This window comes from Streptomyces sp. NPDC107500, from assembly GCF_055582785.1.
Genome location: NZ_JBVJPF010000004.1, coordinates 641,855 through 668,152, shown reverse-complemented (window position 1 = coordinate 668,152; position 26,298 = coordinate 641,855). Strand labels below are relative to the sequence as shown.

The 26,298-nt window shown below is 73.8% G+C and carries 25 protein-coding genes; 15 read left to right on the top strand and 10 right to left on the bottom strand.

Annotated features, from left to right (window positions below; all coding sequences use genetic code 11):
• Positions 1-152: 152 nt before the first annotated feature.
• Positions 153-1,661 carry an esterase gene (locus ACZ67M_RS19575; RefSeq protein WP_469851914.1) on the top strand — a complete coding sequence of 503 codons (1,509 nt, stop codon included), beginning with the start codon at positions 153-155 and terminating at the stop codon, positions 1,659-1,661.
• 30 nt (positions 1,662-1,691) lie between these two features.
• Here the strand turns inward: ACZ67M_RS19575 and ACZ67M_RS19570 are convergent, their stop codons facing one another.
• The gene (locus tag ACZ67M_RS19570) at positions 1,692-2,834 is read right to left on the bottom strand and encodes a PP2C family protein-serine/threonine phosphatase (RefSeq protein WP_469851912.1); all 1,143 of its coding nucleotides are present in this window, start codon (positions 2,832-2,834) and stop codon (positions 1,692-1,694) included.
• A gap of 197 nt (positions 2,835-3,031) precedes the next feature.
• On the opposite strand from ACZ67M_RS19570, the gene ACZ67M_RS19565 reads away from it, so the two are divergent.
• Together ACZ67M_RS19565 and ACZ67M_RS19560 are read left to right on the top strand one after the other, a co-directional pair.
• Positions 3,032-4,138, top strand: a complete 1,107-nt coding sequence (locus tag ACZ67M_RS19565) for a PP2C family protein-serine/threonine phosphatase (protein WP_469851910.1) — start codon at positions 3,032-3,034, stop codon at positions 4,136-4,138.
• Positions 4,139-4,272: 134 nt separating this feature from the next.
• A complete protein-coding gene (locus tag ACZ67M_RS19560) occupies positions 4,273-6,630 on the top strand; it encodes a SpoIIE family protein phosphatase (RefSeq protein ID WP_469851908.1) in 2,358 nt (785 codons plus the stop codon).
• 29 nt (positions 6,631-6,659) lie between these two features.
• Here the strand turns inward: ACZ67M_RS19560 and ACZ67M_RS19555 are convergent, their stop codons facing one another.
• The 3 genes from ACZ67M_RS19555 to ACZ67M_RS19545 form a co-directional block, all read right to left on the bottom strand.
• The gene (locus ACZ67M_RS19555) at positions 6,660-7,313 is read right to left on the bottom strand and encodes a pyridoxamine 5'-phosphate oxidase family protein (RefSeq protein WP_392017010.1); all 654 of its coding nucleotides are present in this window, start codon (positions 7,311-7,313) and stop codon (positions 6,660-6,662) included.
• Positions 7,310-8,608 carry a globin domain-containing protein gene (locus ACZ67M_RS19550; protein WP_392017013.1) on the bottom strand — a complete coding sequence of 433 codons (1,299 nt, stop codon included), beginning with the start codon at positions 8,606-8,608 and terminating at the stop codon, positions 7,310-7,312. The genes ACZ67M_RS19555 and ACZ67M_RS19550 overlap by 4 nt, the downstream gene beginning before the upstream one ends.
• A 401-nt stretch (positions 8,609-9,009) precedes the next feature.
• Positions 9,010-10,155, bottom strand: a complete 1,146-nt coding sequence (locus tag ACZ67M_RS19545; RefSeq protein WP_451856090.1) for a serine hydrolase domain-containing protein — start codon at positions 10,153-10,155, stop codon at positions 9,010-9,012.
• Between the two features lie 279 nt (positions 10,156-10,434).
• On the opposite strand from ACZ67M_RS19545, the gene ACZ67M_RS19540 reads away from it, so the two are divergent.
• Positions 10,435-11,013: a dihydrofolate reductase family protein gene (locus ACZ67M_RS19540; RefSeq protein WP_361359366.1), complete on the top strand. Its 579-nt coding sequence runs from the start codon at positions 10,435-10,437 to the stop codon at positions 11,011-11,013.
• A 24-nt stretch (positions 11,014-11,037) separates the two neighbouring features.
• Here ACZ67M_RS19540 and ACZ67M_RS19535 read toward each other — a convergent pair whose 3' ends face one another.
• Positions 11,038-11,436, bottom strand: a complete 399-nt coding sequence (locus ACZ67M_RS19535) for a hypothetical protein (RefSeq protein WP_469851906.1) — start codon at positions 11,434-11,436, stop codon at positions 11,038-11,040.
• Between the two features lie 180 nt (positions 11,437-11,616).
• Between ACZ67M_RS19535 and ACZ67M_RS19530 the strand changes: the two genes are divergently transcribed.
• The 4 genes from ACZ67M_RS19530 (at position 11,617) to ACZ67M_RS19515 (ending at position 15,406) form a co-directional block, all read left to right on the top strand.
• Positions 11,617-12,396 carry a FadR/GntR family transcriptional regulator gene (locus tag ACZ67M_RS19530; RefSeq protein WP_469851904.1) on the top strand — a complete coding sequence of 260 codons (780 nt, stop codon included), beginning with the start codon at positions 11,617-11,619 and terminating at the stop codon, positions 12,394-12,396.
• Positions 12,397-13,542, top strand: coding sequence for a galactonate dehydratase (gene dgoD / locus ACZ67M_RS19525; RefSeq protein ID WP_469851902.1), 1,146 nt, complete (start codon positions 12,397-12,399; stop codon positions 13,540-13,542). It abuts the gene before it with no gap.
• A gap of 117 nt (positions 13,543-13,659) precedes the next feature.
• Entirely contained in the window at positions 13,660-14,292 is a 633-nt protein-coding gene (locus ACZ67M_RS19520; RefSeq protein WP_361359379.1) for a bifunctional 4-hydroxy-2-oxoglutarate aldolase/2-dehydro-3-deoxy-phosphogluconate aldolase, read from the top strand.
• A 124-nt stretch (positions 14,293-14,416) separates the two neighbouring features.
• Complete coding sequence (locus ACZ67M_RS19515; RefSeq protein ID WP_469851900.1) at positions 14,417-15,406, top strand: sugar kinase; 990 nt, start codon at positions 14,417-14,419, stop codon at positions 15,404-15,406.
• 22 nt (positions 15,407-15,428) lie between these two features.
• On the opposite strand, the gene ACZ67M_RS19510 is transcribed toward ACZ67M_RS19515, so the two are convergent.
• Entirely contained in the window at positions 15,429-16,103 is a 675-nt protein-coding gene (locus tag ACZ67M_RS19510; protein ID WP_125490582.1) for a fascin domain-containing protein, read from the bottom strand.
• A 313-nt stretch (positions 16,104-16,416) separates the two neighbouring features.
• On the opposite strand from ACZ67M_RS19510, the gene ACZ67M_RS19505 reads away from it, so the two are divergent.
• Positions 16,417-16,956 carry a DUF2269 family protein gene (locus tag ACZ67M_RS19505; protein WP_361359386.1) on the top strand — a complete coding sequence of 180 codons (540 nt, stop codon included), beginning with the start codon at positions 16,417-16,419 and terminating at the stop codon, positions 16,954-16,956.
• Complete coding sequence (locus ACZ67M_RS19500) at positions 16,953-17,954, top strand: NADPH:quinone reductase (RefSeq protein ID WP_469851897.1); 1,002 nt, start codon at positions 16,953-16,955, stop codon at positions 17,952-17,954. The genes ACZ67M_RS19505 and ACZ67M_RS19500 overlap by 4 nt, the downstream gene beginning before the upstream one ends.
• Before the next feature lie 18 nt (positions 17,955-17,972).
• Here ACZ67M_RS19500 and ACZ67M_RS19495 read toward each other — a convergent pair whose 3' ends face one another.
• Entirely contained in the window at positions 17,973-18,773 is an 801-nt protein-coding gene (locus tag ACZ67M_RS19495) for a thioesterase family protein (protein WP_361359392.1), read from the bottom strand.
• Between the two features lie 170 nt (positions 18,774-18,943).
• Between ACZ67M_RS19495 and ACZ67M_RS19490 the strand changes: the two genes are divergently transcribed.
• From ACZ67M_RS19490 to ACZ67M_RS19480, 3 genes are read left to right on the top strand one after another with little or no spacing between them, the layout of a single operon-like run.
• Positions 18,944-19,180 carry a hypervirulence associated TUDOR domain-containing protein gene (locus ACZ67M_RS19490; RefSeq protein ID WP_361359395.1) on the top strand — a complete coding sequence of 79 codons (237 nt, stop codon included), beginning with the start codon at positions 18,944-18,946 and terminating at the stop codon, positions 19,178-19,180.
• Positions 19,181-19,186: 6 nt separating this feature from the next.
• Positions 19,187-19,519 carry a DUF3140 domain-containing protein gene (locus tag ACZ67M_RS19485; protein ID WP_450734524.1) on the top strand — a complete coding sequence of 111 codons (333 nt, stop codon included), beginning with the start codon at positions 19,187-19,189 and terminating at the stop codon, positions 19,517-19,519.
• Positions 19,520-19,555: 36 nt separating this feature from the next.
• Positions 19,556-19,987 carry a hypothetical protein gene (locus ACZ67M_RS19480; RefSeq protein WP_385796542.1) on the top strand — a complete coding sequence of 144 codons (432 nt, stop codon included), beginning with the start codon at positions 19,556-19,558 and terminating at the stop codon, positions 19,985-19,987.
• Positions 19,988-20,035: 48 nt separating this feature from the next.
• Here the strand turns inward: ACZ67M_RS19480 and ACZ67M_RS19475 are convergent, their stop codons facing one another.
• On the bottom strand, positions 20,036-21,412 hold the full coding sequence (locus tag ACZ67M_RS19475) for a cryptochrome/photolyase family protein (protein ID WP_469851894.1): 1,377 nt from the start codon (positions 21,410-21,412) through the stop codon (positions 20,036-20,038).
• Positions 21,413-21,470: 58 nt separating this feature from the next.
• Positions 21,471-23,009, bottom strand: coding sequence for an SDR family oxidoreductase (locus tag ACZ67M_RS19470; protein WP_469851892.1), 1,539 nt, complete (start codon positions 23,007-23,009; stop codon positions 21,471-21,473).
• 103 nt (positions 23,010-23,112) lie between these two features.
• Between ACZ67M_RS19470 and ACZ67M_RS19465 the strand changes: the two genes are divergently transcribed.
• Positions 23,113-23,619, top strand: coding sequence for a MarR family winged helix-turn-helix transcriptional regulator (locus ACZ67M_RS19465; RefSeq protein WP_385796550.1), 507 nt, complete (start codon positions 23,113-23,115; stop codon positions 23,617-23,619).
• A gap of 142 nt (positions 23,620-23,761) precedes the next feature.
• On the top strand, positions 23,762-25,855 hold the full coding sequence (locus ACZ67M_RS19460; RefSeq protein ID WP_469851890.1) for an MMPL family transporter: 2,094 nt from the start codon (positions 23,762-23,764) through the stop codon (positions 25,853-25,855).
• A 13-nt stretch (positions 25,856-25,868) separates the two neighbouring features.
• On the opposite strand, the gene ACZ67M_RS19455 is transcribed toward ACZ67M_RS19460, so the two are convergent.
• Entirely contained in the window at positions 25,869-26,294 is a 426-nt protein-coding gene (locus ACZ67M_RS19455; RefSeq protein WP_469851888.1) for a PPOX class F420-dependent oxidoreductase, read from the bottom strand.
• Positions 26,295-26,298: the final 4 nt, after the last annotated feature.

The following is a 26,298-nucleotide window of genomic DNA, read 5'->3' as shown; positions in this document are numbered from 1 at the left end:
AGCAAGGTCCGTGCCTCTCCGTACCGCCCGACGGCGGGAGACGCACACGGTCGCGCCCCCCTTCCGGGCCGGAGGCGAGGGGCCGCACGTCCTCGCCCGCGACGCGGCCGGCCCGTGGCCGTGGGCAGTTTCGGAGACCAGGGAGATTTCCTGTGCGTCACCTCAGACAGGCGGCCGTCACGGCCACCGCACTCCTCACCCTCGGCGGCGGCGTGGTCGCCGCGGCCCCCGCGGCCCAGGCCGCCCCCGCTGCCGTGCCGTTCCCGTCCATCGGGTGGCAGCAGCGCAACTGCGACTACGACGGCAACGGTTTCGACGACGTGCTGACCGGCGCCCCCGGTGCGACGGTGGGCGGTGCCTCGGGCGCCGGCTACGTCACCGTGCAGTACAGCTCGTCCGGCGGTCTCAGCACGACGAAGAAGAGCGTGCTCCACCAGAACGTGTCCGGCGTTCCCGGCGGCGCCGAGGCCGGCGACGGCTTCGGCGGGGCCGTCGCCTCCGGTGACCTGGACAACGACGGGTACGACGACGCCGTGGTCGGCATCCCGGGCGAGGATCTCACCGGCCTGTCCGACGCGGGCGGCGCCGTCATCTTCTGGGGATCGCCGACCGGACTGCACGGATCCGAAAGCACCTGGCTGGAGAACGACGACCCGCGGGCGGGCGCCCACTTCGGGCGGGCCGTCGAAGCGGCCCGCTACTCCGCCCCCGACCCGGCGGACCCGAACGCCGACCCGCGCGACTCGATCGCCGTCCTGGAGGACGACGCCCTGCTGTTCTTCACCCTCGCACCCGGCCAGGGGGCGCAGCGGCCGGCCATGTCCGACCGCGGCATACGGGCGACGGACCTCGCACCGCGCAGCGGCGGCTTCGAGTTCCGCAGCCTCAGCCACGGCAACTACAACGAGGACTCCTGGGCCGACCTGGCCGTCTCCGGCGTCACCACCGGGCAGCAACCGGGCGCCGGGTCGGTGCACGTGCTGCACGGCGCGCCGGACATCACCGCTCTCGGTGACGGGGGCACGTTCCCGGGCGGTCCGGCCGTGGTCTCCGGCGACTGGGACGGCACCGGGCAGGACGACCTCGTCATCGGTGACACGGGGGCCGGCGCACCGAAGGGCGGCGGGATCACCCTCTATCTGGGCCGCGGCGACCTGTCGGGACTCGAACCGGAGCCGGCGCAGTACTGGACCCAGGACTCGCCCGGCGTGCCCGGTACCGCGGAGGCGGGCGACCAGTGGGGCGCCGATCTGTCGGCCGGGGACACCGACGGCGACGGTCACCCGGACCTCGCCGTCGGAGCGCCCGGCGAGGACATCGGCAGCGTGCCCGACGCGGGTGCCGTGTGGGTACTGCGCGGCGACCCGACCGGTTTCAGCAGCGCAGGGGTGAAGAGCTTCGACCAGCAGCTCGCCGCCATCCCCGGCGCGGCCGAGAAGTCGGACCGCTGGGGCGGCCAGGTCCGGCTCATCGACGCCAACAAGGACCGCCTCTTCGGGCTCCTGGCGGCGGCACCGGGCGAGAACACCGACGACGGCTTCATCTGGGTCCTGCCCGCGTCGTCGTCGGGTCTGGTCGCCCAGGGCACGTGGACCTACGACGGGGCACGTCTCGGGGCGCCGACGGCCAACGCGCGGTTCGGGGCGGCGATCGACGAGTAGACCTCGCGCGGGCAGGCTCCGGGTACCGGGCTACCCCGGTACCCGGCGCGGGGAGCGGCGGACGGCGAGGACCGCCAGGTCGTCCTGCTGGGTGCCCGCGGTGAAGGCGTGGACGTCGTCGACGAGTGACTCGGTGAGCCGGCCCGCGGTGATGTCGGCCCGGTCGGAGAGGCGGGACTCCAGAGGGTAGAAGGCGCCCCCGGCCGAGCGGGCCTCGGTCAGGCCGTCGGTGCACAGCAGCAGGGTCGCTCCGGCCGGGAACGGGAACCAGGACACCGTGCGCGCCTCCTCGACCAGGTCCGCCAGGCCGAGCGGGGTGTGCTCCGTCCCCGCGCCGACGGCGGTGACGGTGCCGTCGTGCAGCAGGTACGGCGGGACGTGGCCGCAGGTGACGAGCTGGGTCTCGGTGCCGGCGTCCACCGCCAGGACGACGGCGGTGACGAATCGCTGCGGCTCGCCGCGCGTTTCCGCGTAGTCGTTGTGGCGGACCACCGCCGCCTCGAGCGAGTCGACGAGGGCCGTCACCGTCGGTTCGCGGTGGGCGGCTTCCCGGAAGGCGCCGACCACGTCGATGGCCATGCCGACGGCCGCGAGCCCCTTGCCCTGGACGTCGCCGATGAGCACCCGGGTGCCCCACGGGGTGGCCGCCACGTCGTAGATGTCGCCCCCGACGAGTTTGTCCTGCTGCACCGGCTCGTAGACGCCGTCCACGAGTACGTCGTCGGTGAGCAGGGGCAGCGGCCGCAGGATCTGCCGCTGCATCGCGGCGGCGGTCGACCGCAGCCGTACCAGCGCCCCCTCGCGCGAGACTCGCAGCCGGGCCGCGTACACGGCCAGCGCGCCGAAGCCGACGGCGAACAGCGCCAGCACCACCCGGTCGGCGATCCGTTCCCCGGACAGGGCCACGGGCACGACCACGACGACGCTCACCCAGGTGGAGACCATCGCCGTCTGGACCGGGGTGCACAGCGCGGCGGCGAAGGCCGGCAGGAACACCAGCAGCCCGAGCAGGAGGACGGCGGTCCCGGTCAGCACCCCGAGGACGACCGTCACCACCGTCGCCGCCACCGTCACCAGGACGACGGTGCGCGTGGGGGGTGTGCGAACGCCGTCGTCCCGGTCCGCGAGGTCGTCCTCCCCGGAGGCCGGCGCCGTGCGCATCGAACGGAACATGCGGGCATCCTCCAGCGGCGACGTGTCGGGCCGGGTGCGTGCCGCACGCGGCGACGGACGGGCGGCACCGATCATCCAATCCGGTCGGCACGACGGGGAGAGGCTGGCCGTACCCGCGCCGAAGTGCGCCCGTACGGGTGGTCGCTCCGCCGCTCCCCGCCGGTGCGGGAGGACCGGGGACGGTGTAGAGAGGAGGCATGTCGCAGCGCCTCGGAGAGCCTCGCCGGCCGGTGCGCGCGCGGCGGCCGCTGGTCGCCGTCCCGATCGCGTGGATCGTCGCTGTGTCCGTGGTCGACGTGCTCGCGCCGCCCCACATCCATCTGGGGCCGCTGCTCGTCGCGGCCCCGGCGATCACGCCCCTGTTCGGCGGGCCCTGGACGGTGGCCCTGGTGGCCGCGCTGGCGGTGATCGCGCAGACGGTCATCGGGATTCTGCGCGACCCCGCTGAACTGCTCTCGGCCAACCACGAGGCACAGATCCTCGCCCTGGTGCTGGTCGGTGCCAGCCTCGTCGTCTTCTGTGTCGTGCGGGAGCGCCGGGCGAAGGAGCTGAGACAGGTCCGGCACGTGTCCGAGGCCGCCCAGCGCGTCGTCCTGCCGCCCCTCCCCGGGCAGCTCGGACCCCTGCGCCTCGCCTCGCTCTACCTCGCCGCGGAGGCGGAGGCCCAGATCGGCGGGGACCTGTACGCGGCGGTCCGCACCACCTCGGGTACCCGGCTGATCGTCGGAGACGTGCGGGGCAAGGGGCTGACCGCCGTGAATGACGCCGCCCTGCTGCTGGGAGCGTTCCGCGTCATGGCCGGCCGCCGGGCGGGGCTGGGGGAGCTGGTGAGGCACCTGGACCGGAGCGTGTGCGGGGACCTCACGGAGCCGGGCCGCCACGGGGAGGCGTTCATCACCGCCACCGTGCTGGACGTCCCCGACCGGGACGGGCGGGTCCGGATGGTCTCCTGCGGCCATCCGCCGCCCGTCGTCGTCCGAGACGGGCAGCCGGTGACGATGAGCGTCCTGCACCCCGCGCCTCCACTCGGCCTGGGCCACCTGGCGAACCCCCGCTACCACGTCGAAAGCTTCCCGTTCGAGCCGGACGACCTGCTGCTGCTGTACACGGACGGCGTCACCGAGGCGCGCGACTCCGCCGGCACCTTCTATCCGCTGGCCGAGCGCATCACCGGCTGGGCGGAGAAGGATCCCGCCGCCTTCCTCAACCGCCTCCGGCGCGACCTGATGCACCACGTCGACGGACACCTGGACGACGACGCCGCCGTGATCGTCGTAGGCCGCTCCGCCCCGTTCGGGACGTGACCGGCCGGGGCGGGCCGGACGCCGACCCGCTCGACGGCGCGGACCGTGGACTGACCTGCGGAAAGGCGAAGATTCCGGCAGCGCGCCATGATGGGTTCACCGGCCCGACAGGAGGCGGTGGACCCGACATGGGTATGAGCAGGGCAGACGACCGGGCGTCGCCCGCCGGGGTGGCGGCCGCGCTGACCGATCGTCGAGGCGTCCTGGTCGGCTGGTCCCGGGCCGCCGAGGAGCTCCTGGCGCGGCCGGCCGCGGACGTCCTCGGCCGCTCCGTTCTCCGCCTGCTGGCCGAGCCCCGTGCGGCCACCGCGGGCCCGCCGCCGGACAGCGGCGACACCAGGGTGCTGTGCGGTTCCGGCGAGGTCATCACGGTGAGCTACCGCGCCGAGCGGCTGCACGGCGCCGGGCCCACCCTGATCCTGGCCGTCGACGCGGACCGCGCCGCCGGCCCCGCGCGGGACGAGCCGCTGGCGAGGGCGCTGCTCGGTCAGGACCTCATCGGTTTCGTCCTCCGGGACACGGATCTCGCCGTGGTGCGGACCAACCTCGTTCGCGGCGCCGCCGGCCCCGCGCTCACCGTGGGAAGCCGGCTGTCCGACGTGATGGGCGCGGACGACGCGGCCGAGGCGGAGGCCGCTCTGCGGGGCGTACTGGAGACCGGAGTGCCCTCCGCGGCGCGCGAGCAGCGGGTGAGGTCGACCCGGCCGCCTTTCGGCGACTGGTCGCTGTCCGTCTCGGCCGTGCGGACGGAGGACGAGGACGGGCGTCCCACGGGCGTCGCGGTACTGATCACCGACGCGACGAGACACTGGCAGGCCGAATGCCGACGCGAACTGCGCCACCGGGCGTCGGCCGAGATCGGGGGCACCCTCGACATCAACAGGACCGCTCAGGACATCGTCGACACGCTGGTACCCGACTTCGCCGATGTCGCCTGGGTCGACCTGGCCGACGCCGTCCTCACGGGAGAGGAACCGCCCAAGACCTTCGGCGGGGGCGACCTCCACCTGCGCAGGGCCGCGAACCGCATCGCCCACGGCCCGTGGCCACCCGGCATGCTCCAGCTCGGTGAGGTGGTGCCGGCCTTCCCGGACGTGCCGCTCGTCCGGGAACTCCAGGAAGGCCACACCATCACGGTGGACCGGCCCGCCCTGGAACGGCTTCTGAACGACCCCGCCCACGTACGGGTCGCGACACCCGATCGTGGTCACTCGATGGCCGTGGCCCCGCTCTTCGCCCGCGGCCTGCTGCTGGGGGTGGTGGCCTGCTGGCGCACCGACCACGTCGAGCCGTTCGACGAGGAGGACGCCGCCCTGCTCACCGAGATCGCCGCTCACGCCGCCCTCGGGGTGGACAACGCCCGGCGTTACACCCGTGAGCACCGTGCCGCCGTCACCCTCCAGCGGCGTCTCCTGCCCCAGACGCACAACGCGACCCGGGTCATGGAGACGGCGGGCGTGTACCTGCCCGCGGCAGGCGGCGCGGAGATCGGCGGCGACTGGTTCGACACGATCCAACTGCCCTCGCTGCGCACCGCCCTCGTCGTCGGGGACGTCATCGGCCACGGGCTGCACGCCACCGCCACCATGGGCCGGCTCCGCACGGCCGTGCAGACGCTCGCCGACCTGGAACTGCCCCCCGACGAACTGCTCACCCACCTCGACGACCTGGTGACCCGGCTGGCCGCCGAGGAGGACCCGGCGTTCCGGGACGTGGTCGGCGCCACCTGTCTGGTGGCCGTGCACGATCCCGTCGCCGGGCACTGCACGATGGCCGCCGCGGGTCACCCGCCGCCCCTGCTGGCCCTGCCGGACGGCCGCGTCGGTCCGGTCCCCGTGCGGCCCGGGCCGCCCCTCGGCGTCGGCGGCCTGCCGTTCGAGACCCGGAGCGTCGACGTGCCGCCCGGCGCCGTCATCGCCCTGTACACCGACGGACTGCTCCGGCGCTACGGCGTCGACATCGACAGCTCCACCCGCGAACTCGCCAACCGGCTTGAGCAGTTGCAACGTGACGGGCACGACCTGCCCGCCCTCGCGCAGACCTTGTCGAGCGGCGCCGGAAGGCAGCCCATGCCGGACGACTCGGCCCTCCTGCTCGCGCGCACCTCCGCCCTGGAGGCGGACGCCGTGGCCCAATGGGAGTTCCCGGCCGACCCGGAGGCAGTGGCCCGGGCGCGGGAGGCGGCCACCGGCCAGCTCGCCGAGTGGGGACTGGAGGACAGCGCCTTCGTGACCGAGCTGATCGTCAGCGAACTCGTCACCAACGCCATCCGGTACGCGGGCGGCCCCGTTGGGCTGAGGCTGATCCGCGACTCCGTCCTCATCTGCGAGGTCTCCGACCCCAGCAACACACAGCCCCGCATGCGCCGCGCCCGCACCACCGACGAGGGAGGGCGAGGGCTGTTCCTGGTGGCGCAGCTCAGCCGCCGCTGGGGGAGCAGGTACGGACGGACCGGCAAGACCATCTGGGTCGAGCAGGAACTGTCCGGATGAGCGCGGCCGGGACGGCCGGCACCGGCGGCCTAGTATCCCATCGGCACCGTGGGCGCCGGACGGAAGCCGCGGGACTCCCCGCGACCGGCCACCGGTGGGACGAAGTAGTCGCTGTCCTTGGGGCGGTCCGCCGCCAGCCCGCGGGGCCGCGGAGCCGGTTCGAGGTGCGGGATGTACTTCGAGCACTGCACGTAGGCTTCGTCCACCCTCAAGTGCACCCATACGGCGGGCTGCCGGCCGTGCGCCGAGTCGACCGGGAGATGCGGGTACACGCGACGCTGCTCGGCGTCCCCCACCAACTGGGCCGCCCCGTTGACGTGCAGCCCTATGTGATGGTGGGTGAAGTCGATGAAGAGCATGCCCATGTGCGGGTTCTCCAGGATGTTCCCGTTGCCCGCGTGGACCCCGTTGCCCCGGTACTCGGGGTAGGTCAGCGTGTGTTCGTCGAGGACGGTGACGAATCCGGGCGGCCCGGCCCGGAATCCGGTGTCGCAGTTGCCGCCGGCGTCGGCGGTCGAGAGGAAGACCATGGTCTGACGCCGGACGAAGTCGCGCATCTGATCGGTGAGATGGGGCTGGACCTGCCGGTCGTAGAAGGTCGCGGCCCGGTCGGCCGTCCCCAGGTGGCTCTGCAGGAGGCGTTCGCCGGCGGAGCCGGGGCGGCCTGCGGGCCGGTCGTTCATATGCGGTTGTCCTCTTCCTTCTCCGGGTGGCCTGGATCCAGAGGGGCGTCCAGCACCGGAACGCCCAGCGGGTCGTGGTGGATCTGGGCGGGGGGCAGCCCGCACCGCAGGAGCACCTGCCGCGCGGCGGCGACCATGCCGGGCGGCCCGCTGAGGTACGCCTCCGCGTGGGCGCCGGTGCCCGAGGCCGCGATGACGTCCGGCAGGTTGCCCTCGGCGCCGGGAATGTGCTCGTGGGAAACGGCGGCCCGGACCGTCAGCCAGTGGTGCCGCTGGGACAGGCGCAGCATCTCGTCGAGCCCGTACAGCTCGTTGCCGGTGCGCGCGCCCACGAACAGGTTCACGTGACGGCCCTGGAGCCGGTGCGGGTCGTTCGCGATCTCCTCGATCAGGGCCCTGATCGGGGCGAGCCCGGTGCCTCCCGCGGCGAGCAGCAGATCGCGGCCGGAGGGCGCGGACAGCACCATGTCACCCTCGGGCGGCCCCAGGCGCACCATGTCGCCGATCCGCGCCCGGTACACCAGGGCGTGACTGACATGGCCGCCGGCGACGTGCCGGACGTGGAAGGTCAGGGTCGAGTCGGGCCGGGGGGCGTTGGCCGGTGAGTAGTGCCGCCACACCCGGGGACGCCACGGTGTCTCCATGCTGACGAACTGGCCCGCCTGGTACGGATAGACGGGGTCGGTGGCGACCGTGACCTCGGCCAGCGCGTTGCCCAGGTGGCGATGGCCGACGATCTGGGCGTTCCACACGGCGGGCCGGAGCCGGGAGTCGCTGTCCGCGGCCAGGATCATCGTCTCGGCGGCGATGCCGTAGGCACGCTCCCAGGCCAGTGCGATCTCCGGGGTCCACGCGGGGCCGGCGAACCGGGCGAGCGTCTCCAGCAGGCATTCGCCCACCGCGGCGTAGTGAGCCGTCACGGCACCGAACTTGCGGTGGTCGCGCCCCAGGCGGGAGCAGAACTGGGCCAGGTGCTCGGGCGAGTCGACCAGGTCCACGATCCGCAGGAGGGCGCGCAGCAGGCGGTCCCGCTGGACGTCCATGTTCTCCGGGAAGAGGGGACGGACCTCGGGGTAGCGCACGAAGAGGATGGCGTAGAAGTACACGGCCAAGTCCCCGGCCTGCGGTTCGACCACCGCGACGCTGCGGCGGACGAGGTCGCACTCGTGCGGGCCCAGCGGCTGGGGAAGGGGGAGGGCGCCCTGCTGCGGCTGGTGGAACGGCTCGTTCGCGGCCTGCGGAGTGGGGGGACTGTCATACCCGTCGAGGTGGGCACGGTGGGTGCCGAGCGTCACGCGGCGCCTCGCGCGGGGGCTGACGGTGTTCTGAACGTCATGTCCTTGGGCCGGCCTTCCACGCTGCTGTCTTCTTTCACGTGCCCCAGAGTGCCCGGGTGCCTCACAACTGAACATCAATCTTTGGGCAAGACTTAACTCAGTGACGTCATCCCTCGCAAGCGGACGACGCGCTCAGAGGCTACGCACCTCGGCGTGTCGACCGGGTAGAGGGGTTGTGAGCGGATGATGGAGAGTTCGGGGGCGGCCCGGGCGGAGTCGCGGTTACCCGCGCGTAGCGCCGCTGGCTGCGGTGTTGCGGGACGACCGGCCGTGCGGGCGGAGGATCGAAGGGGCAGCCGTGGGAGGCGAACAGGTCACCGGAATCTGCCCGACCGGGTCGCGCCGGGCAGAAAGCGGAACTACCGGTTTGAGGTGTGGCGGCCTTCGCACAGGGCGGTCTCGACGGCCGTCTCGATGTCGTCGCTCTGCGCGTCCGAGGCGCCAGGGCCGAGGTTCGCCATGACGGTCACCTGCCGGCCGCCGGCGATGCCGGTCGCCGTCTCGTAGCCGAGGAAGTCACCGGTGTGTCCCCAGTAGAGACCGCCGCAGGGGAGCGGCGAGCTCTCCAGGCCGAGGCCGTAGGCCCGGCCGTCCGAGCCTCCGGTCGGACGGGTCCGCATCATCTCCCGCTGCTGCGCCGGGCGCAGCAGCGCGCCGTGCAGGAGCGCCGCCATGAACCGGTTGACGTCGGAGGCGCTGGAGATCAGCTCACCGGCCGCGCCGCCGATCGTCGGGCTGACCGCGGTGACGTCCACGAGCGGCGCGTCCGGGCCGGGCCGCGCATACCCGCGCGGGTGCGGTCCGGGAATGCCGGAGGCGTCGCCCGGCGCGAACGTGTCGTGCAGGTGCAGCGGCCTGATGACGCGTCGCCGGATCTCATCGCCGTAGGAACGTCCGGTGACCTTCTCGATGATCATGCCTATGAGGAGGTAACCCGTGTTGGAGTAGCGCCAGCCGGTCCCCGGTGCGAAGGTCGGGGGGTGGGCGAGCGCGATGTCGAGGAGTTCGCGGGTGTCGCGCCGGGCCAGCGGGTCCGCGACGATCTCCTGCGGGCGGAGGTACTGGAGGAAGTCGGGTACGCCGCTGGTGTGCTGGAGCAGTTGCCGGACGGTGATCGCCCGTCCGTCGTTGCCGTGTCCGCGGACGACACCGGGCAGGTAGCGCTCCACCGGCGCGTCGAGGCGCACGCGCCGCTCGCCCACCAACTGGAGCAGGACCGTCGCCACGAACGGCTTGGTCATGCTGCCGAGCCGGAACCTGCTGTCACCACGCACCGGCGTGCGGCTCCGCACGTCGGCGACTCCGCTGGTGAGCACCGTACTGCCGCGCCTCGTGCGTACTTCGGCGAGCGCTCCGGGCGCACCGTCGACGGTGGTGAGGCGCTGAAGGACGGCGCGCAGCCGGGCGTGGTCCGATGCCCGGGCCCGGTCCGACGTGGGGGAGGCCGAGAGGGCGCTGCCTGCCGACGCGCTCCCCGCGACCCCGACGGTCATGGCCATCGCCATGGCCAGAGTGAGTAAGCGGCCTCGGGCTCGCCGGCGTTCGATCACGTGGACTCCTCGGTCGTCGGGGTCGCCGGTGTCGGCGCCGTACCAGGATGTCCGGGGCGGGCGAGTCGGTGCGATGGGGCGCCCGGCAGGATGCGGGGTGGGGTTAACCCCCCCCAGCGGGTGCGCGGCGGTGGAGCGCGTCGCCGGTGTGCTCCGGGCCGATGACTTGTGCCCCGATCGCCGGTCTGTATCTCCAGGACGCCGTCAACCGCAATCGCAGTTCAGGAGCCGATCATGACCACCACCTACACGTTCGACGTCTTCTCCAGCCTCGACGGCTTCGGTGCCGCCGGGGGCGACTGGACCGGCTACTGGGGCAAGCAGGGCCCCGAGCTCCTCGACCACCGCCTCGCGCTGTACGACGAGGAGCAGCGCATGGTCTTCGGGGCCAACACGTACCGGGCGTTCGCCCAGATGCTGGCCGAGAGCACCGAGGGGTCCGACGTGCGTGACCCCTGGGTCACCCGGATGCGGAACCTGCCGACGACCGTGGTGTCGACGACGCTGGAAGGACCCCTCGACTGGCCGGACGCGACCGTCGCGAGCGGTGACGCCGTCGACGTCGTCGCCCGGCTCAAGGAGGAGTCGGAGGTGCCGCTGCGCTCCCACGGCAGCCTGTCGATGAACCGGGCCCTCATGGCCGCCGGCCTGGTCGACCGCGTCCAGGTGACGCTCTTCCCGGTGATCACGGGGAAGAGCGGGCTCGACCCGGTCTTCCGGGGCGCGGACGACTTCGATCTCGAACTGATCGACCGGCGGACGCTCGACGGCCACATCCAGGAGCTGGTCTACCGGCCGACGCCGCACGCGTGAGCCGGTCGCCGCGGCGCGCCGGGGTCAGTGGCCGTGCGGCCGGAGCCACCCCGGCCGGTGGAGGGGCGGCCTGCGGTGCCCCGCGGGCTCGGCCGTGGGGGCGGCGGGGTCGTCCCGGCCCTCCAGGCGGCCGGCGAGTTCGTCGCGCTCCGCGTAGGCCTGCCGCGCGGCCAGCCGGTCCGTGCGGCGCTTCTTGCTGCGGTGGCGGGCCAGCACCGTCCCGGCCAGCAGCATCCACATGCCCAGGCCGAAGATCAGGGTCAGCGCGATACCGCCGAGGAACGCCCCCAGCGTGCTGATCGTGAAGGGCTCGGTCCCCATCAGGGTCACCGTGTAGTCCGGACCGCCGGACAGGTTGTCCGCGATCAGCAGCCCCGTGAAGGCGGCGGCGCCCGCCATCAGCAGGAGACCCAGCACCAGCATGGTTCTCACCTCGTCGCATCCGGATGTCCTCCAGACGGGTTACCGGGAGGAATGGGGCAAAACGTGGCGCGCCTGTCAACCGGATGGAGCCACCGCCGCGCTCTCTGATTAAATTAGTAATAATCGAGGCCACCGTCGACGAGTATCTGGCCCCGCCCCGTACTGGAAAGGCCGTACGACATGACGCCCTACGCCCGCCGCGGCGTACACGGCCAGACCGTGGAAGCCCTCGCCCGCCGCATCCTGGGCGGACGGATCCCCGAGGGGGCCACGCTCGACCTCGTCGCGCTCCAGAGCGAGCTGGACGTGAGCCTGACCGCGCTGCGCGAGTCGCTGAAGGTGCTGGCCGCCAAGGGCATGGTCGACGCCCGGCAGAAGCGCGGTACCTTCGTCCGCTCCCGCGCCGACTGGAACCTGCTCGACGCCGACGTCCTGCGCTGGCAGTTCGAGGGCGGCGGCAGCGCCGGCTCCGACCTCGCGCTGCTGCGCGACCTCGCCGAGGTGCGGGCCATCGTCGAACCGGCTGCCGTCCGCCTCGCCGCCGGCCGCCGCACCGACGACGACCTCGCCGCGCTGGACGCCGCGCTGGCCGCGATGGGGGAGGGGGACCCCGATCCGGCCCGCGCCGTGGCGGCCGACCTCGCGTTCCACCGCGCCCTGCTCGCCGCCACCCACAACGAACTCCTCGAGCGCATGGAGATGGTGATCTCGTCCGGGCTCGCCCACCGCGACCGCATCGTGCACAGCTCCCCGCACAGCGGCGACCCGGTACCGGCCCACCGGGCGGTCCTCGACGCCGTCCGCGACCGCGACCCGCGGGCGGCGGAGGCGGCCATGCGCGCCCTGCTCGATCAGGCCGGCCGCGACCAGGAGCGCATCGGCAACCCCGACGGCATGCGCGACCCCGACAGCACAGGCGTCACCGGCAACACCGGCCACACGGAAAGGCGGCCCCGCTAAGTGAAGATCACCCGCATCGAAACGTTCCTGGTCCCGCCGCGCTGGCTGTTCTGCCGCGTCGAAACCGACGACGGCGTGGTCGGCTGGGGCGAACCCGTGGTCGAGGGCCGCGCCGAGGTGGTCCGCGCCGCCGTCGACGTCCTCGCCGAGCAGCTGATGGGCAAGGACCCCCTGCGCATCCAGGACCACTGGCAGATCCTCACCAAGGGCGGCTTCTACCGAGGCGGCCCGGTCCTGTCCAGCGCTGTCGCCGGCCTCGACCAGGCCCTGTGGGACATCGCGGGCAAGACCTACGGGGCACCCGTGCACGCCCTGCTGGGCGGCCCCGTGCGCGAGCGGGTCCGGGTCTACGCCTGGGTCGGCGGCGACGAGCCCGCCGCCCTCGCCGAGCAGATCGCCGCCCAGGTGGAGGCCGGCTTCACCGCGGTGAAGATGAACGGCGCCGGAGCCGTCTCACCCCTGACGACCCCCGCCGAGACCGCGGCCGTCGTCGACCGGGTGGCCGCCGCCCGCGAGGCCCTCGGACCGGACCGCGACGTCGCCGTCGACTTCCACGGCCGCTTCACCGCCGCGAGTTCCCGCCGGGTCCTGGCCGAACTCGCGCCGCTGCACCCGCTGTTCGTCGAGGAACCGGTCGTCCCCGAGCAGAGCCACCTGCTGTCCCGGCTCGCCGATGCCACCGACATCCCCCTCGCCACCGGCGAACGGCTCTACGGCCGGAGCGAGTTCCTGCCCGTGCTCGCCGCGGGCGTCGCCGTCGCCCAGCCCGACCTCTCGCACGCCGGCGGCATCTCCGAGGTGCACCGCATCGCCTCGCTCGCCGACACCTACGGCGCCCTGCTCGCCCCGCACTGCCCGCTCGGCCCGATCGCCCTCGCCGCCAGCCTCCAGGTCGCCTTCGCGACGCCGAACTTCCTCATCCAGGAACAGAGCCGGGGCATCCACTACAACAAGAACGCCGACCTGCTGACCTACCTCGTGGACACCGAGCCCTTCCGCTTCGTGGACGGACACGCGCCCCGCAGCGACGCGCCCGGCCTGGGCATCGACGTCGACGAGAAGGCCGTACGCGCCGCCGACCGCCACGGGCACGCCTGGCGCAACCCGGTGTGGCGGCACGCCGACGGATCGTTCGCCGAGTGGTGAGGGCCGATCACGTGACCGGGGTCCCGGCCCCCGGCGCGCTCCGGTGGCGTCCTACCCTGGCCGACGGCCGCCGCTGTGCGACGCCCGACCTGTAACACCCCGAGAAGGAGACCTCCTGTGGATCTGCGAGCGGCCCTGGCCGCCCACCGACTCGTCGCCATCGTGCGCGGAGCCGACGCCGACGCCGCGCTGCGCACCGTACTGACCCTGGCCGAGGAGGGCGTGGACCTCATCGAGGTGTCACTGACCGGCGAGGACGCCCTCCGGGTCATCGAGCGTGCCAGGGAGGCCCTCGGCCCCGACCGGCCGCTGGGCGCCGGCACGGTCCTGACCGCCGACGACGCGCGGGCCGCCCACCGGGCCGGCGCCGACTTCGCCGTCACCCCCGGCCTGGGCGAGGGCGTCCCCGCCGCCCGCGAGCTGGGCATGCCGGTGCTGGCCGGCGTCATGACGCCCACCGACATCCTCACGGCACGCACCCTCGGCGCCACGGCACTGAAGATCTTCCCGGCCGCCCAGGCCGGCGGTCCCGACTACGTCAAGGCGCTGCGCGGACCCTTCCCGCACGAACCGCTCGTGCCCGTCGGCGGTGTCGACGAGGTGGCCGCCCGCGCCCATCTGGCGGCCGGCGCCACCGCCGTCGGCGTCGGCTCCCCGCTGATCGGCGACGCCGCGGACGGCGGCAGCCTCGACGGCCTCCGCGCCCGCGCCCGCGCCTTCCGCGCCGCCGTCCGGGAGGCCCGGCCGTGACCGGCGCACCCGGCCCGGACGGCGCGCCGACGCGGACACCGGACCGGTCGCCCCGCGCCCCCGGCGCGGTGGCACCGGTCGCCGACCGTCCCGGACCCCGGGGCACGGCATCGGGGGCGCGGACGTGAGCGCCGCGAGCCCCTGGCGTCCCGCACCGGGTCCCGTGGTCTGCGTGGGGGAGACCATGGCGGCCGTGTCGCCCGCCCCGCCCGACACCCTGGACGGCGCCGAGTCCGTACGCCTCTCGGTGGCGGGTGCCGAGTCGAACGTCGCCATGTACCTCGCCGACCACGGGCTGCCCGTCTCATGGCTGTCGGCCGTCGGTGACGACGCGCTCGGCCGACGCGTGCGGGCGGCCGTGGCGGAGGCGGGCGTGGACGTCTCTGGCGTGCGGACCGACCCGGCCCGGCCGACCGGCCTGCTGCTGAAGGACCCGGGCCCCGAGGGCACCCGCGTGCACTACTACCGGAAGGGCTCGGCGGCCTCCGCCCTGGGCCCCGGCGTCCTGGACGACGACCGGCTCGGCGGGGCCGCCCTCCTGCACCTGACCGGCGTCACCCCGGCACTCTCCGGGTCCTGCCGGGCCCTGGTGGAACGGGCGCTGCACGCGCCGCGTGCGGAGCGTCCCCACGCGGTCAGTTTCGACGTCAACCACCGCGCCGCGCTGTGGCCGCCGGACACCGCCCCCTCGGTACTCCGCGACCTGGCCGACCGAGCCGACATCACCTTCGTCGGCCTCGACGAGTCACAGGACCTGTGGGGCGCCGGGCTGACCGCCGCCGATGTCCGCGGGCTGCTCAGCGGCCCCCGCGTCCTCGTCGTCAAGGACGGCGGGCGGGGCGCGACCGCGTTCACCGAGGACGGCGCGTGCACGGTGCCCGCCCTGAGGACGGACGTCGTCGAACCGGTGGGCGCGGGGGACGCGTTCGCCGCCGGATTCCTCGCCGGACTGTGGCGGGGCGCCGGCCTCACCCGGGCCCTGCGCCTCGGCCACATCACGGCGGCCTCCGCGCTGCGGGTGGTCGGGGACCACGGGCCCCTGCCCGACGCGGCCACGACCGAGGCGCTGCTGGACCTCACCGACGAGGACTGGAAGGTGCCCGTCCGGCCCTGACACGGCCGGACGGATGCCTGCCTCAGGCGCCGATGTCGTACAGGACGAACTCCTCCCACGACCCGGTGATCTCGGCGGAGCGGGCCCGCAGCGCGTACTGGAGCGAACCGGTGTAGCCGTTCTCCATGGTGACGAAGAGCCCGTTCAGCGTCGACTGGAGCGCGTAGCGGTCGAGGCTCTCGTTGTAGAAGAGGACGAACCGCTCCCAGCCGCCCACACTCGTGGAGCGGGCGCGCAGGACGTTCTGCGCGCTGCCGGTGTAGTTCTTCTCCACGGCCACGTAGCGGTTGTTCGCGAGGGAACGCAGCGCGTAGGTCTGGGTGGCCTCGTCCCACTCGAAGGCGAAGCTCTCCCACGAACCGCCGAATTCGGCGGAACGGGCGCGCTGCACGCCGGTGTTCGGGGCGGGGTAGTTCACCTCGGTCGCCACGAAGCGGTTGTTGCGGACCGACTGCACGGCCAGCAGCTCGGGCTCCGCGGCCGCCGCCGAGGCGCTGTCTCCGGCGGCGAGCGGGGCCCGTCGGGCGTCCGCGTCGTCGGTGATGCGCGCCAGCGCGGACGCGTCCACCGCCTCCCAGCCGGCGGGCGCGGCGGCCGGCCGGTCGCCCACCGGCGCGGCCGCCGCCGCGGGAGCGGCCAGGGCGGAGGCCGCCACCAGGGCGCTCAGGGACAGCAGGACAGAGGTCGTACGTCTCACAGGAATTCCTCGGTTTTCGTCACAGGGATACGAGATCCCCCCCAAATTTCTCCGCACCCTTTCGGCGAAGCGTGATCAGCATAGGGATGCAGATGTGCGGTCAGGTACGAATGGAGTGGTATTCCGACGAAATTCGATCGGGATATCGCGGCATTCCGGATTCCGCGGTCTGCCGTTAATTCAAAGGCAACCCCGCGTTTCCGGCTGCTCCGGCCGGGGCACCGCGGATGCCGCCGCGTACGCCCGGCTCAGTAGCCGGGGTTACTCCCGCCGCCGGACGTCTTCGCGCCCGGTTCCCGGCAGCGTGGATGGCGTGAAACTCAGCCGACCCGCACGCCGGGCCCTCCTCGTCGTCCACGTCGTCGCCTCCGCCGGCTGGCTCGGGCTCACCCTCGGGCTGCTGGCCCTCGGACTGACCGCGGCCGCCACCGCGTCCCCCGCCACGGTGGAGGCCGGTGTCCGCGGCATGAAGCTGTTCGCCGACTGGCTGCTGCTGCCGCTCGCCGTCCTCACCCTGGTCAGCGGAGTGGTGCTGGCCCTGGGCACGGCGTGGGGGCTGGCCCGGCACCGGTGGGTGGTCACCAAGTTCTGGCTGACCCTGGCCACCACGACCGCCACGGTCTTCGCGTTGCGTCCCGGCGTGAACGCGGCGTTCACCGCCGTCGCCGCGGGCGAGCCGCTGCCGGACGCCGGGGACGTGCTGTTCGGGCCGGTCGTCTCACTGTCCGCCTACGTCTTCATGACGGTGGTCTCGGTCCTCAAGCCCTGGGGGCCGACGCGCCGCGGACGCAGGCTTCGCCGCAGCCCCGGCGGGCTGCGACGGGAGGGGACGGTTCGTAGCATGACGTCATGAACGGCACAGTCCCCGACGTGATGCGGGCGGCGTACATCGACGCCGTCGGTCCGGCCGACGCCATCCGCCACGGCCCGCTCCCGGTGCCGCCGGTGGGACCCACCGACGTGCTCGTGCGGGTGTCGGCCGTGGCGGTCGACCCCGTCGACACCTTCGTACGGTCCGGCGCCTACGCCACACCGCTGCCGCTGCCCTTCGTCGTCGGCCGCGACCTGGTGGGCGAGGTCGCCCTGGCCGGTTCCGGCGCGGCGGGCTTCACCCCCGGGCAGCGGGTGTGGTGCAACAGCCTGGGCCACGCGGGCCGGCAGGGCTCCTTCGCCGAGTACGCGGCGGTCGCCGCCGAACGCCTCTACCCGGCGCCGCCCGGCATCAACGCCGAACACCTCGTGGCCGCCGCCCACCCGGCGGCCTCCGCCTGGCTGGCGCTGTTCCGGCACGGACGGCTGCGGGCGGGCGAGACGGTGTACGTCGGCGGCGGCGCCGGGAACGTCGGCGGCGCGGCGGTGGCGCTGGCCGCCCGCGCCGGTGCCCGGGTGGTCGCCACGGCACGTGCCGAGGACGCCCCGTCGGTCCGGGAGCTGGGGGCCACCGAGGTCCTCGACCACCGGTCGCCCGGCCTCGCCGAGCGGGTGCGCCGGGCGGCGCCCGACGGCTACGACGTCCACCTCGACACGTCGGGGCACGGAGTGCTCGCCGACGCCGTGGAGTCGCTGGCCATGGGCGGACGGCTGGTCGCGATGGTGGGGCTGGGCGGCGGGCCCTCCCCGCTGCCGGTGAGCCGGCTCTACACCAGGGACGCGAGCATCGTGGGCTTCGCCATCAGCAACGCCACGACCGCCGACCTCGCCGAGGCCGCCGAGGGCGTCGTGGGCGTGCTCACGGAGACGCCGTGGCGGCCGCGTGTCGCCGACCGGCTGCCGTTGTCGATGACGGCGGAGGCCCACCGCCGGCTGGAGGCCGGGGAGGTGCGGGGACGGCTGGTCCTCACGCCCTCGTGACCGCGCTCCGCCGGCGGGTCACCCCAGTGGGCGGACGGTCAGCATCTGCTGCGCGTGGCCCACGGGGCCGTCGACGTCGTGCAGCACGGTGCTGGTGATGCCCTGGCCGGTGGGGCCGAAGACGACGGTGGTGTCCAGGCCGGTCCAGGGGCCGCTGGGCGCGCGGTGCAGGTGCAGGGTCAGGTCGACGTTCGGGAACATCCACTCCCTCGGCGACTGCCGTACGGCGATGCCGTTGGCGGTGTCCACCAGGGTGACGTAGGAGGCCAGCGGGCTCGCCGTCTCCCCGGCGACCAGGTCGAGGCCGGTGGAGACCCAGGCGGTGGTACGGCCCGGGAGCGGCGGTGCCACCGGGCGCACGTCCAGGGAGGCGATGTATCCGCCGGGCCACGCGGTGTCCATGGGCCAGGGGGCGAGGGTCTCCGGCGCGGCGAGCCGGTCCGCGCCGCCGCCCGCCACGGCGCGGGTGTCCACGTCGGCCAGCAGCCACGCCCGGGCCCGGGTCACCGACCGGCCCGCGATGAGCACGGTCGCCTCGACCAGCTCTATGGTGCGGCCGGGGCGGACGGTCTCCACCCGGATCTCGCACTCGTCCAGCGCCGGGCGGCCGAGGATGTCGAAGCTGATCCGGCTCAGGGACATGGCCGCACCCTCCCGCCCGGCCAGGTGGCGGTCGACGGCGTGCACGATCAGGCCGCCGAGCGGACTGAAGTGCTGCTCGTCCGCGCTCCACGCCCCGCCGGCGTGCGAGGTGGGCTTGTAGCGGTGCTCGTCGATCCGCTCGTAGTAGCTGTCCGGGGTCGCGGTGCTGGTGTTCAACGGGCTGCTCCTGGAACGACGGCGGCGAGGAGAGGGCCCCGGACGCCGGTGCCCGGGCCGCGACCAGGATAGTTCCGCCGCTGAACGGGCCGTCTTCCGAGTGGCCCGCCCCCGGCTGGGAACCCAGGTGGGGAAGCCGAGGGGGGCCTGCGGACGAAGGGAGCGGCGCCATGGCGAGGAACCGGGGCAAGGGCGGCAAGGGCGAGGGCCTGGAGAAGGGCGACAAGGTCACCTGGAGCAGCCACGGCTCCCGGGCCGAGGGCGAGGTGGAGAAGAAGATCACCAAGCGCACGGAGGCCGGGGGACGCACGGTGGACGCTTCGCCCGACGACCCGCAGTACAAGGTCCGCAGCGACAAGTCGGGCGGATCGGCGGTGCACAAGCCGTCGGCGCTGAAGAAGAAGTGAGGCGGCATGGACGGTGACGAGTTGCAGGAGATCCGGGACGGCTTCCGCGAGGTGGTGAACATGGCGCCGGCCGATCTGGAGGCGTGGCTGGAGACCGACGAGTCCCAGGACGCCGGTCACCACCAGGACGGGGGCGAGTCCACCGGGCACGCGTCCGGCCGCCGGATCGTGCGGATCCGGCGGACGAACGAGGAGGACCTCTCGGACGACGACTACGAGCACATGCGCAAGGTCGTCGGCTACGTCCGCCGGCACCTGGCCCAGCGCCCGTCGGGCGACGTCGAGGAGTCCAGGTGGCGCTACTCGCTCATGAACTGGGGCCACGACCCCCTCGCGTGACACCGCCGTCGAGCCCGCCGGAAGGAGACACACCCGATGGGAGACGCGCACCGGCGCCCCGAGGGCGTCAGCGACGAGACCGTGGAGGCACTGGGCTCCCTCTCCAAGGCCCTGGAGACGACCGAGTGCGCCCGCGGGCACCTGTTCGCCTTCCACCAGCTGACCGGCTCGGCGGACTTCGAGCTGGACCGCGCCGTCGAACTGCTGCGCGCCGCCGGGCACCCGGAGTGGGCGGAACGGGTCCGCACCGAGATCCTGGGCCGCAACGTCATCCCCGGACACTGGACGTTCCAGGTCGTCGAGGCGTACGACCGGACCTACTACGAGCCGTTCAGGGACCTGGAGCGCGAGGCCGTGGACCGGCTCGCCGAGGGCCGCGTCCACCTGTACGAGGCGGAGCTGAAGGAGGCCCGCCGCACCCGGAACCACCCGGACCACACGGCCGGCCCCGACGCCCCTCCCACCTGACGGCTGACGGCAGCCCGACGGCTGCCGCTGAGTGTCCGGCGCCTGCGTTCAGTCGCGTCCGCGGGCCCGTTTGAAGCGGTCCAGGCCCTCGGCGAGGTCGACGATCGGGTCCGGGTAGGCGTCGTACTTCGCGCGCTCCGGGCCCGCCAGCCGCCACGGCTCGTGCACCAACCGCCCTTCCAGACCCTCCAGTTCGGGCACCCAGCGCCGCACGTACGCGCCGTCCGGGTCGAAGCGCCGTGCCTGGGTGAGCGGGTTGAGGACGCGGTGCGGGCGGGTGTCCGTGCCGGTACCGGCGGCCCACTGCCAGTTGAGCTGGTTGTTGGCCACGTCGCCGTCCACGAGCAGGTCCAGGAAGTGCCGCGCGCCCACCCGCCAGTCGATGTAGAGCGTCTTGGTGAGGAAGCTGGCGGTCAGCAGCCGGGCCCGGTTGTGCATCCAGCCCTCGTGCCGCAGCTGGCGCATGGCCGCGTCGACGACCGGGTAGCCCGTGCGCCCGTCCTTCCAGGCGGCGGTGTCCTCGTCGGCCCGGGCACCGGTGCGCCAGTGGTCGTGCCGGGTGCGGTAGTCGTGCGCCGAGGAGCCCGGCCGCGCGGACAGCACCTGGTGGTGGAAGTCCCGCCAGGCGACCTGCCGCACGAACGCCTCGGCGCCGGCACCGCCCTTGCCGCGGGCGCGGTGCACCAGCTCGACGGGGGAGAGGGCACCGAAGTGCAGGTGCGGGGAGAGGCGTGAGGTGTCGTCGCCGGCCAGGTCGTCGTGCCGGTCCGCGTAGCCCGTGATGCCGTCGCGCAGCCAAGCCGTCAGACGTTTCCTGGCCTCCTCCTCGCCGCCGGCCGCCAGCCCCGGGGACAGTCCTGTGAGGTCGCTTCGGCTCATCAGCGGCTCCGAGTCGACGCCGTCCGGGACCCGGACCTTGCGGGGCGCGGCGAGCGCGTCGCGGACGGAGCACTCGCTCCACCGACGGAAGTACGGCGTGAAGACGGCGAAGTGGTCGGAGGAGGCCGGGGTGACCGCCCCCGGCGCCAGCACCGTCGTCACGGCGTCGTGCACGTGCAGTCGGCAGCCCCGCGCCCCGAGGGCGTCCCGGAGCAGTTCCTCGCGCCGGTGCGCGTGCCCGCTGACGTCGGCCGCCATGTGCACCTCGTCGGCCCCCGCCTCGCCGGCCACCGCGCACACCTCCTCGACCAGGTCGCCGGAGCGGACGATCAGCCGCCCGCCCCGCTCCCGCAGCCCCGTGTCCAGGTCGCGCAGGCAGTCGGCGAGGAAGGCGAGCCGGTTGGGCGCGGCGAAGCCGGCCGCGTCGACGGCCCGGTCGCGGACGAACAGCGGTACGACGGCCGCGGACCCGTCGAGGGCCGCGCGCAGGGGCGGGTGGTCGTGCAGCCGCAGGTCGCGGGTGAACAGGACGACCGACGTGGTCATGACGCTCCTCGCAGGGGGGTCGGGCCGCCGGACCGGGCGGGGGCGACGCGCGGCGGTCTCATCGGGCCGCCGGGCCACGGGTGGCTGCCCGGGCGATGTTGCGGGCCATGCCGCCGAACACCACGGCGTGGAACGCCCACACGCTCCACCAGTAGGCGTGCCCGGCCAGCCCGTGCGGATGGAACAGCGCCCGCTGCCGGTACCGCGTCCGGCCGGAGTCGTCGGTGTCGGCGTACATCTCCAGCCAGGCCAGGCCCGGCAGCCGCATCTCGGCGCGCAGCCGCAGCAGCCGGCCGGGGACGATCTCCTCCACCCGCCAGAAGTCGAGCGAGTCGCCGGCCCGCAGCCGGGCGGCGTCCCGGCGGCCGCGGCGCAGGCCGACGCCGCCGACCAGCCGGTCGAGCCAGCCCCGTACCGCCCAGGCCAGCGGGAAGGAGTACCAGCCGTTGTCGCCGCCGATCCCCTCGATGACCCGCCACAGCGCGGCGGGCGAGGCGTCGACGGTCAGCGTGCGGTGGTCGGTGTAGAGGCTGCCGCCCGCCCAGTCCGGGTCGGTGGGCAGCGGGTCGCTGGGCGCCCCCGGCACCGACGCGGACGACCAGCGGGTGGTGACCTGGGCGTCCCGCACGCGTTGCAGGGCCAGCCGCAGCGCGCCGTCGAAGCCGAGGGGATACCCCGGCGGCGCGGGCACGTACTTGAGGATGTCGTTCTCCCGGCACACCACCTCGTGCCGCAGCGACTCGGTGAGCGGGCGGGCGATCGAGGCCGGGACGGGCGTGATCAGGCCGACCCAGTGACTGGACAGGCCCGGTGACAGCATCGGCACCGAGACGATCAGACGCTTGGGCAACTCCGCCACCTCGGCGTAGCGGACCATCATCTCGCGGTAGGTCAGGACGTCCGGCCCGCCCACGTCGAAGGCGCGGGACACCTCCGCCGGCATCGTCGCGCTGCCGACGAGCGCGCGCAGCACGTCCCGGACGGCGATCGGCTGGATGCGGGTGTGCACCCAGCTGGGCGTGACCATCACCGGCAGCCGCTCGGTGAGGTAGCGCAGCATCTCGAAGGAGGCCGACCCGGAGCCGATGACGATCGCGGCGCGCAGCACGGTCGTGGGCACCCCCGAGGCCAGGAGGATGCGGCCGACCTCGGCACGGGAGCGCAGGTGCGGGGAGAGTTCGCGTTCCGGCACGTCGGACGGGGTCAGGCCGCCGAGATAGACGATGCGACGCACCCCGGCCGCCTCGGCCCGCTCGGCGAAGGTGCGCGCCGCGCGCCGGTCCGTCTCCTCGAAGTCGTCGCCGCTGCCCAGCGCGTGCACCAGGTAGTAGGCGACATCGACGCCCTCCATCGCCCGCGACACCGAGTCGGCGTCCAGGACGTCGCCGCGCACCACCTCGGCCTCGCCGGCCCACGGGTGGTCGCGCAGCTTCTCGGGCGAGCGGGCCAGGCACCGCACCCGATGGCCGGCGCCCAGCAGCTCCGGCACGAGCCGCCCGCCGACGTAGCCGGTGGCGCCGGTGACGAGGCAGCGCAGGTTCGTTCCGCCGCCCTCACCCGGGCCTTCGCCGCTCGCGCGGTCGCGTTCTGCACTCATGGGGCTCCGTCTCTCACGGGACTGTCGTCACGTGATCACTTCCCGCGGGCGCACGGTGATGGATGCGCGGGTTCCCAGGTTGACCCTTCTATACGCTGATCGCGTGGCGACAGCGAACCAGCGCGGGCAGCACGCGCACGAACGGGGGACCGGGGCCGGTCCCGAGGCGAGTGACCTGCACGTCCTCGCCTCGCACCTGAGGCGGATGAACGGCGAGATCAACCGCCTCGTGCACGGTTTCGCCGGCAGCCAGGGTCTGCACGCCACCGACGTGCAGGCGCTCGCGGCGATCCTCGACTCGCCCGAGCCCATGACGCCGGGCCGGCTGCGCGAGCACCTCGGGCTCACCTCGGGCGCGGTGACCGCGTGCGTGGACCGGCTGGAGCGCGCGGGGCACGTGCGCCGGGTCCGGGAGAGCGCCGACCGCAGGGTCGTCCATCTGCACTACGTGCCGGACGCGCGGGCGGCGGCCCGGACGTACTTCAGGCCGCTGGCCGAGGCCGCCGCGTCGGCCCGCTCGCGCTTCGACGAGGACGAACTGGCGGTCGTGGTGCGCTTCCTGGCGGCGATGAACCAGGAACTGGGGCTCGTACGGTCCGACGCCGGCTGACCGACCGCCGTCCACCGCATCCGGAGGACCTGCCGGGGCAGAAGTCCGGTGTGTCACGAGGGCCCTCAGTAGTTCAATCATTGAGATTGTTTATGATCGAGTTACTTTCCTCGCCGCCGGAGACCAGGAGACCTGAAGAACGATGTCCATCCCCACCCGACGCGCCCGCTGGCTCGTCCCCGTCGTCCTGCTCCTGGCCTGGCTCGGCATCGGCGGAGTGCTCGGCCCGTACGCCGGGAAGCTCGGCGAGGTCGCCACCAACGACCAGGCCGCCTTCCTGCCGCGCAGCGCGGAGTCCACCCGGGTCGTCGACGCCCAGAAGGCGTTCCAGCAGGACGAGACGCTCCCGGTGATCGTCGTGTGGACCGCGGACGACGGCGGCTCCGTCACCGAGCACCGCGCGGCGGCCACCCGGTCGGTCGCCTCCGTCGAGGGCGAGCCCGGCGTCGTGGGGTCCCCGTCACCGGCGCTGCCCTCCGAGGACGGCGAGGCTCTCCAGGCCGTCGTCCAGCTGAGGCCCGACCTCGGCGAGGCTCTGCCGGACGCCCTGGAACGCGTCCAGGACGCCGTCGGGAAGGTGCCCGGCACCGAGGCGCAGCTCGCGGGACCGGCCGCCTCCCAGGCCGACCTTTCCGACGCCTTCTCCGGCATCGACGGACTGCTGCTCGGCGTCGCCCTGATCACCGTGCTGGTGATCCTGCTGCTCGTCTACCGCAGCGTCCTGCTGCCCCTGGTCATCATCCTCGGCGCGGTCTTCGCCCTGGGCCTGGCCTGCGCGATCGTGTACGCCCTCGCCGACCGCGGCGTCGTGCGCGTGGACGGGCAGGTCCAGGGCATCCTCTCCATCCTGGTCATCGGCGCCGCCACCGACTACGCGCTGCTGCTCACCGCCCGCTTCCGCGAGGAACTCGCCCGGCACCCCGACCGGTTCGGCGCCGTCCTCGCCGCGCTGCGGGCGTCCTGGGGCGCCGTCGTCGCCAGCGCGGCGACCGTCGCCCTGGGTCTGCTGGCGCTGCTGCTCAGCGACCTCACCAACAACCGCGCGCTCGGGCCCGTCGGCGCCATCGGCATCGTCTGCGCGGTGCTGAGCACGCTCACCTTCCTGCCCGCCGTGCTGGTGCTGCTCGGCCGCGCCGCCTACTGGCCGGCCAAGCCCGTCCGGACCGGCGACCCCGAGGCCGGGCACCGCCTGTGGCACCGCGTCGCCGAACGCGTGGACCGGGCCCCGCGCCGTATCTGGGCGATCTCCCTGGCCGCGCTGATCGCCTGCGCCGCCTTCGCCCCGACCCTGACCTCCCGGGGCGTCCCGCTGGACGAGATCTTCGTCAACGACGCGCCCTCGGTCTCCGCCCAGCAGACGCTGGCCCGGCACTTCCCGGGCGGCTCCGGCAACCCCGCCGTGATCATCGCCGACGCCGACCGTCTCGACCCGGTGCTCACGGCCGCCCGCGACACCCGCGGCGTCGCCTCCGCCGCCCCGGTCACCTCCTCCGGCCGCCCCGGAGGCGGGGAGCCGAAGGTCGTCGACGGCCGGGTGCGGATCGACGCGACGCTCCAGGCGCCGGCCGACAGCGACGCCGCCAAGAGCGCGGTGGCCCGGCTCAGGTCCGCCGTCCACGAGGTGCCCGGCGCGGACGCCCTGGTCGGCGGCTACACCGCCCAGCAGTACGACACCCAGCGCACCGCCGAACACGACCGCACGCTCATCGTGCCCGTGGTCCTCGCCATCATCCTGGTCATCCTGGTCGCCCTGCTGCGCTCGCTGCTGATGCCGGTGCTGCTGGTGGCCACGGTGGCGCTGAACTTCCTGGCCACCCTGGGCATCTCGGCCCTCGTCTTCACCCACGTGTTCGGTTTCAGCGGCACGGACGCCTCCGTCCCGCTGTACGGGTTCGTGTTCCTGGTCGCCCTGGGCGTGGACTACAACATCTTCCTGATGTCCCGGGTGCGCCAGGAGTCGCTGCGGCACGGGGTGCGGGAGGGCATCCTGCGGGGCCTGACCGCCACCGGCGGCGTGATCACCTCGGCCGGTGTCGTCCTCGCCGCCACCTTCGCCGCGCTCGGGGTGATCCCGCTGGCCTTCCTGGTGCAGATCGCCTTCATCGTGGCCTTCGGCGTCCTGCTGGACACCCTCGTGGTGCGCTCCCTGCTGGTGCCCGCGCTCGCCCGCGACATCGGCCGCGTCGCCTGGTGGCCGAGCCGGCTCGGCCACCGCACACCGCCCGGGACGGAGTGACCCGGGCGGGACGTCACGCGCCGGGAGACCCCGCGACGGGCCGCACCGTGCCGAGGAAGCGCCGCACCTCGATCTCGATGACGACCCGCTCCGGGTTCTCCCGGGGCTGCTTGTAGCGGGCCGCGTACCGGATCTCCGCGTCGCGGACCGACCCGGCGTCCTCCCGCACGGTCGCGACGCCCTCCAGCGTGGACCAGCGTCTGCCGTCCACCTGCCCCACGGCGACGACGGCGGACCCGGCCCGCAGCACGTTGCGGGCCTTGGCGGTGCCCCGGCCGGTGATGACCCGGGCCGTGCGCGTGGTGTGGTCGTACGTCACTCCGACCGGGACCAGGTGCGGGCTCCCGTCCGCGCGCGGCGTCGACAGGAAGCACACCCGGCGCTCCCGCCAGAACCCGACGAACTCCTCGTCCGCGTCGTGCCGTTCCCCGGTGTCCATCCGT

What these genes read in the sequence shown, in the direction of transcription:
- ACZ67M_RS19490 (WP_361359395.1), top strand. Translation starts at nt 18,944, where the DNA reads ATGGCGAGGAACCGGGGCAAGGGCGGCAAGGGCGAGGGCCTGGAGAAG.
- ACZ67M_RS19460 (WP_469851890.1), top strand. Translation starts at nt 23,762, where the DNA reads ATGTCCATCCCCACCCGACGCGCCCGCTGGCTCGTCCCCGTCGTCCTG.
- ACZ67M_RS19485 (WP_450734524.1), top strand. Translation starts at nt 19,187, where the DNA reads ATGGACGGTGACGAGTTGCAGGAGATCCGGGACGGCTTCCGCGAGGTG.
- ACZ67M_RS19455 (WP_469851888.1), bottom strand. Translation starts at nt 26,294, where the DNA reads ATGGACACCGGGGAACGGCACGACGCGGACGAGGAGTTCGTCGGGTTC.
- ACZ67M_RS19530 (WP_469851904.1), top strand. Translation starts at nt 11,617, where the DNA reads ATGACGCCCTACGCCCGCCGCGGCGTACACGGCCAGACCGTGGAAGCC.
- ACZ67M_RS19470 (WP_469851892.1), bottom strand. Translation starts at nt 23,009, where the DNA reads ATGAGTGCAGAACGCGACCGCGCGAGCGGCGAAGGCCCGGGTGAGGGC.
- ACZ67M_RS19535 (WP_469851906.1), bottom strand. Translation starts at nt 11,436, where the DNA reads ATGCTGGTGCTGGGTCTCCTGCTGATGGCGGGCGCCGCCGCCTTCACG.
- ACZ67M_RS19555 (WP_392017010.1), bottom strand. Translation starts at nt 7,313, where the DNA reads ATGAACGACCGGCCCGCAGGCCGCCCCGGCTCCGCCGGCGAACGCCTC.
- ACZ67M_RS19565 (WP_469851910.1), top strand. Translation starts at nt 3,032, where the DNA reads ATGTCGCAGCGCCTCGGAGAGCCTCGCCGGCCGGTGCGCGCGCGGCGG.
- ACZ67M_RS19480 (WP_385796542.1), top strand. Translation starts at nt 19,556, where the DNA reads ATGGGAGACGCGCACCGGCGCCCCGAGGGCGTCAGCGACGAGACCGTG.
- ACZ67M_RS19540 (WP_361359366.1), top strand. Translation starts at nt 10,435, where the DNA reads ATGACCACCACCTACACGTTCGACGTCTTCTCCAGCCTCGACGGCTTC.
- ACZ67M_RS19500 (WP_469851897.1), top strand. Translation starts at nt 16,953, where the DNA reads ATGAACGGCACAGTCCCCGACGTGATGCGGGCGGCGTACATCGACGCC.
- ACZ67M_RS19545 (WP_451856090.1), bottom strand. Translation starts at nt 10,155, where the DNA reads ATGGCGATGGCCATGACCGTCGGGGTCGCGGGGAGCGCGTCGGCAGGC.
- ACZ67M_RS19560 (WP_469851908.1), top strand. Translation starts at nt 4,273, where the DNA reads ATGAGCAGGGCAGACGACCGGGCGTCGCCCGCCGGGGTGGCGGCCGCG.
- ACZ67M_RS19475 (WP_469851894.1), bottom strand. Translation starts at nt 21,412, where the DNA reads ATGACCACGTCGGTCGTCCTGTTCACCCGCGACCTGCGGCTGCACGAC.
- ACZ67M_RS19570 (WP_469851912.1), bottom strand. Translation starts at nt 2,834, where the DNA reads ATGTTCCGTTCGATGCGCACGGCGCCGGCCTCCGGGGAGGACGACCTC.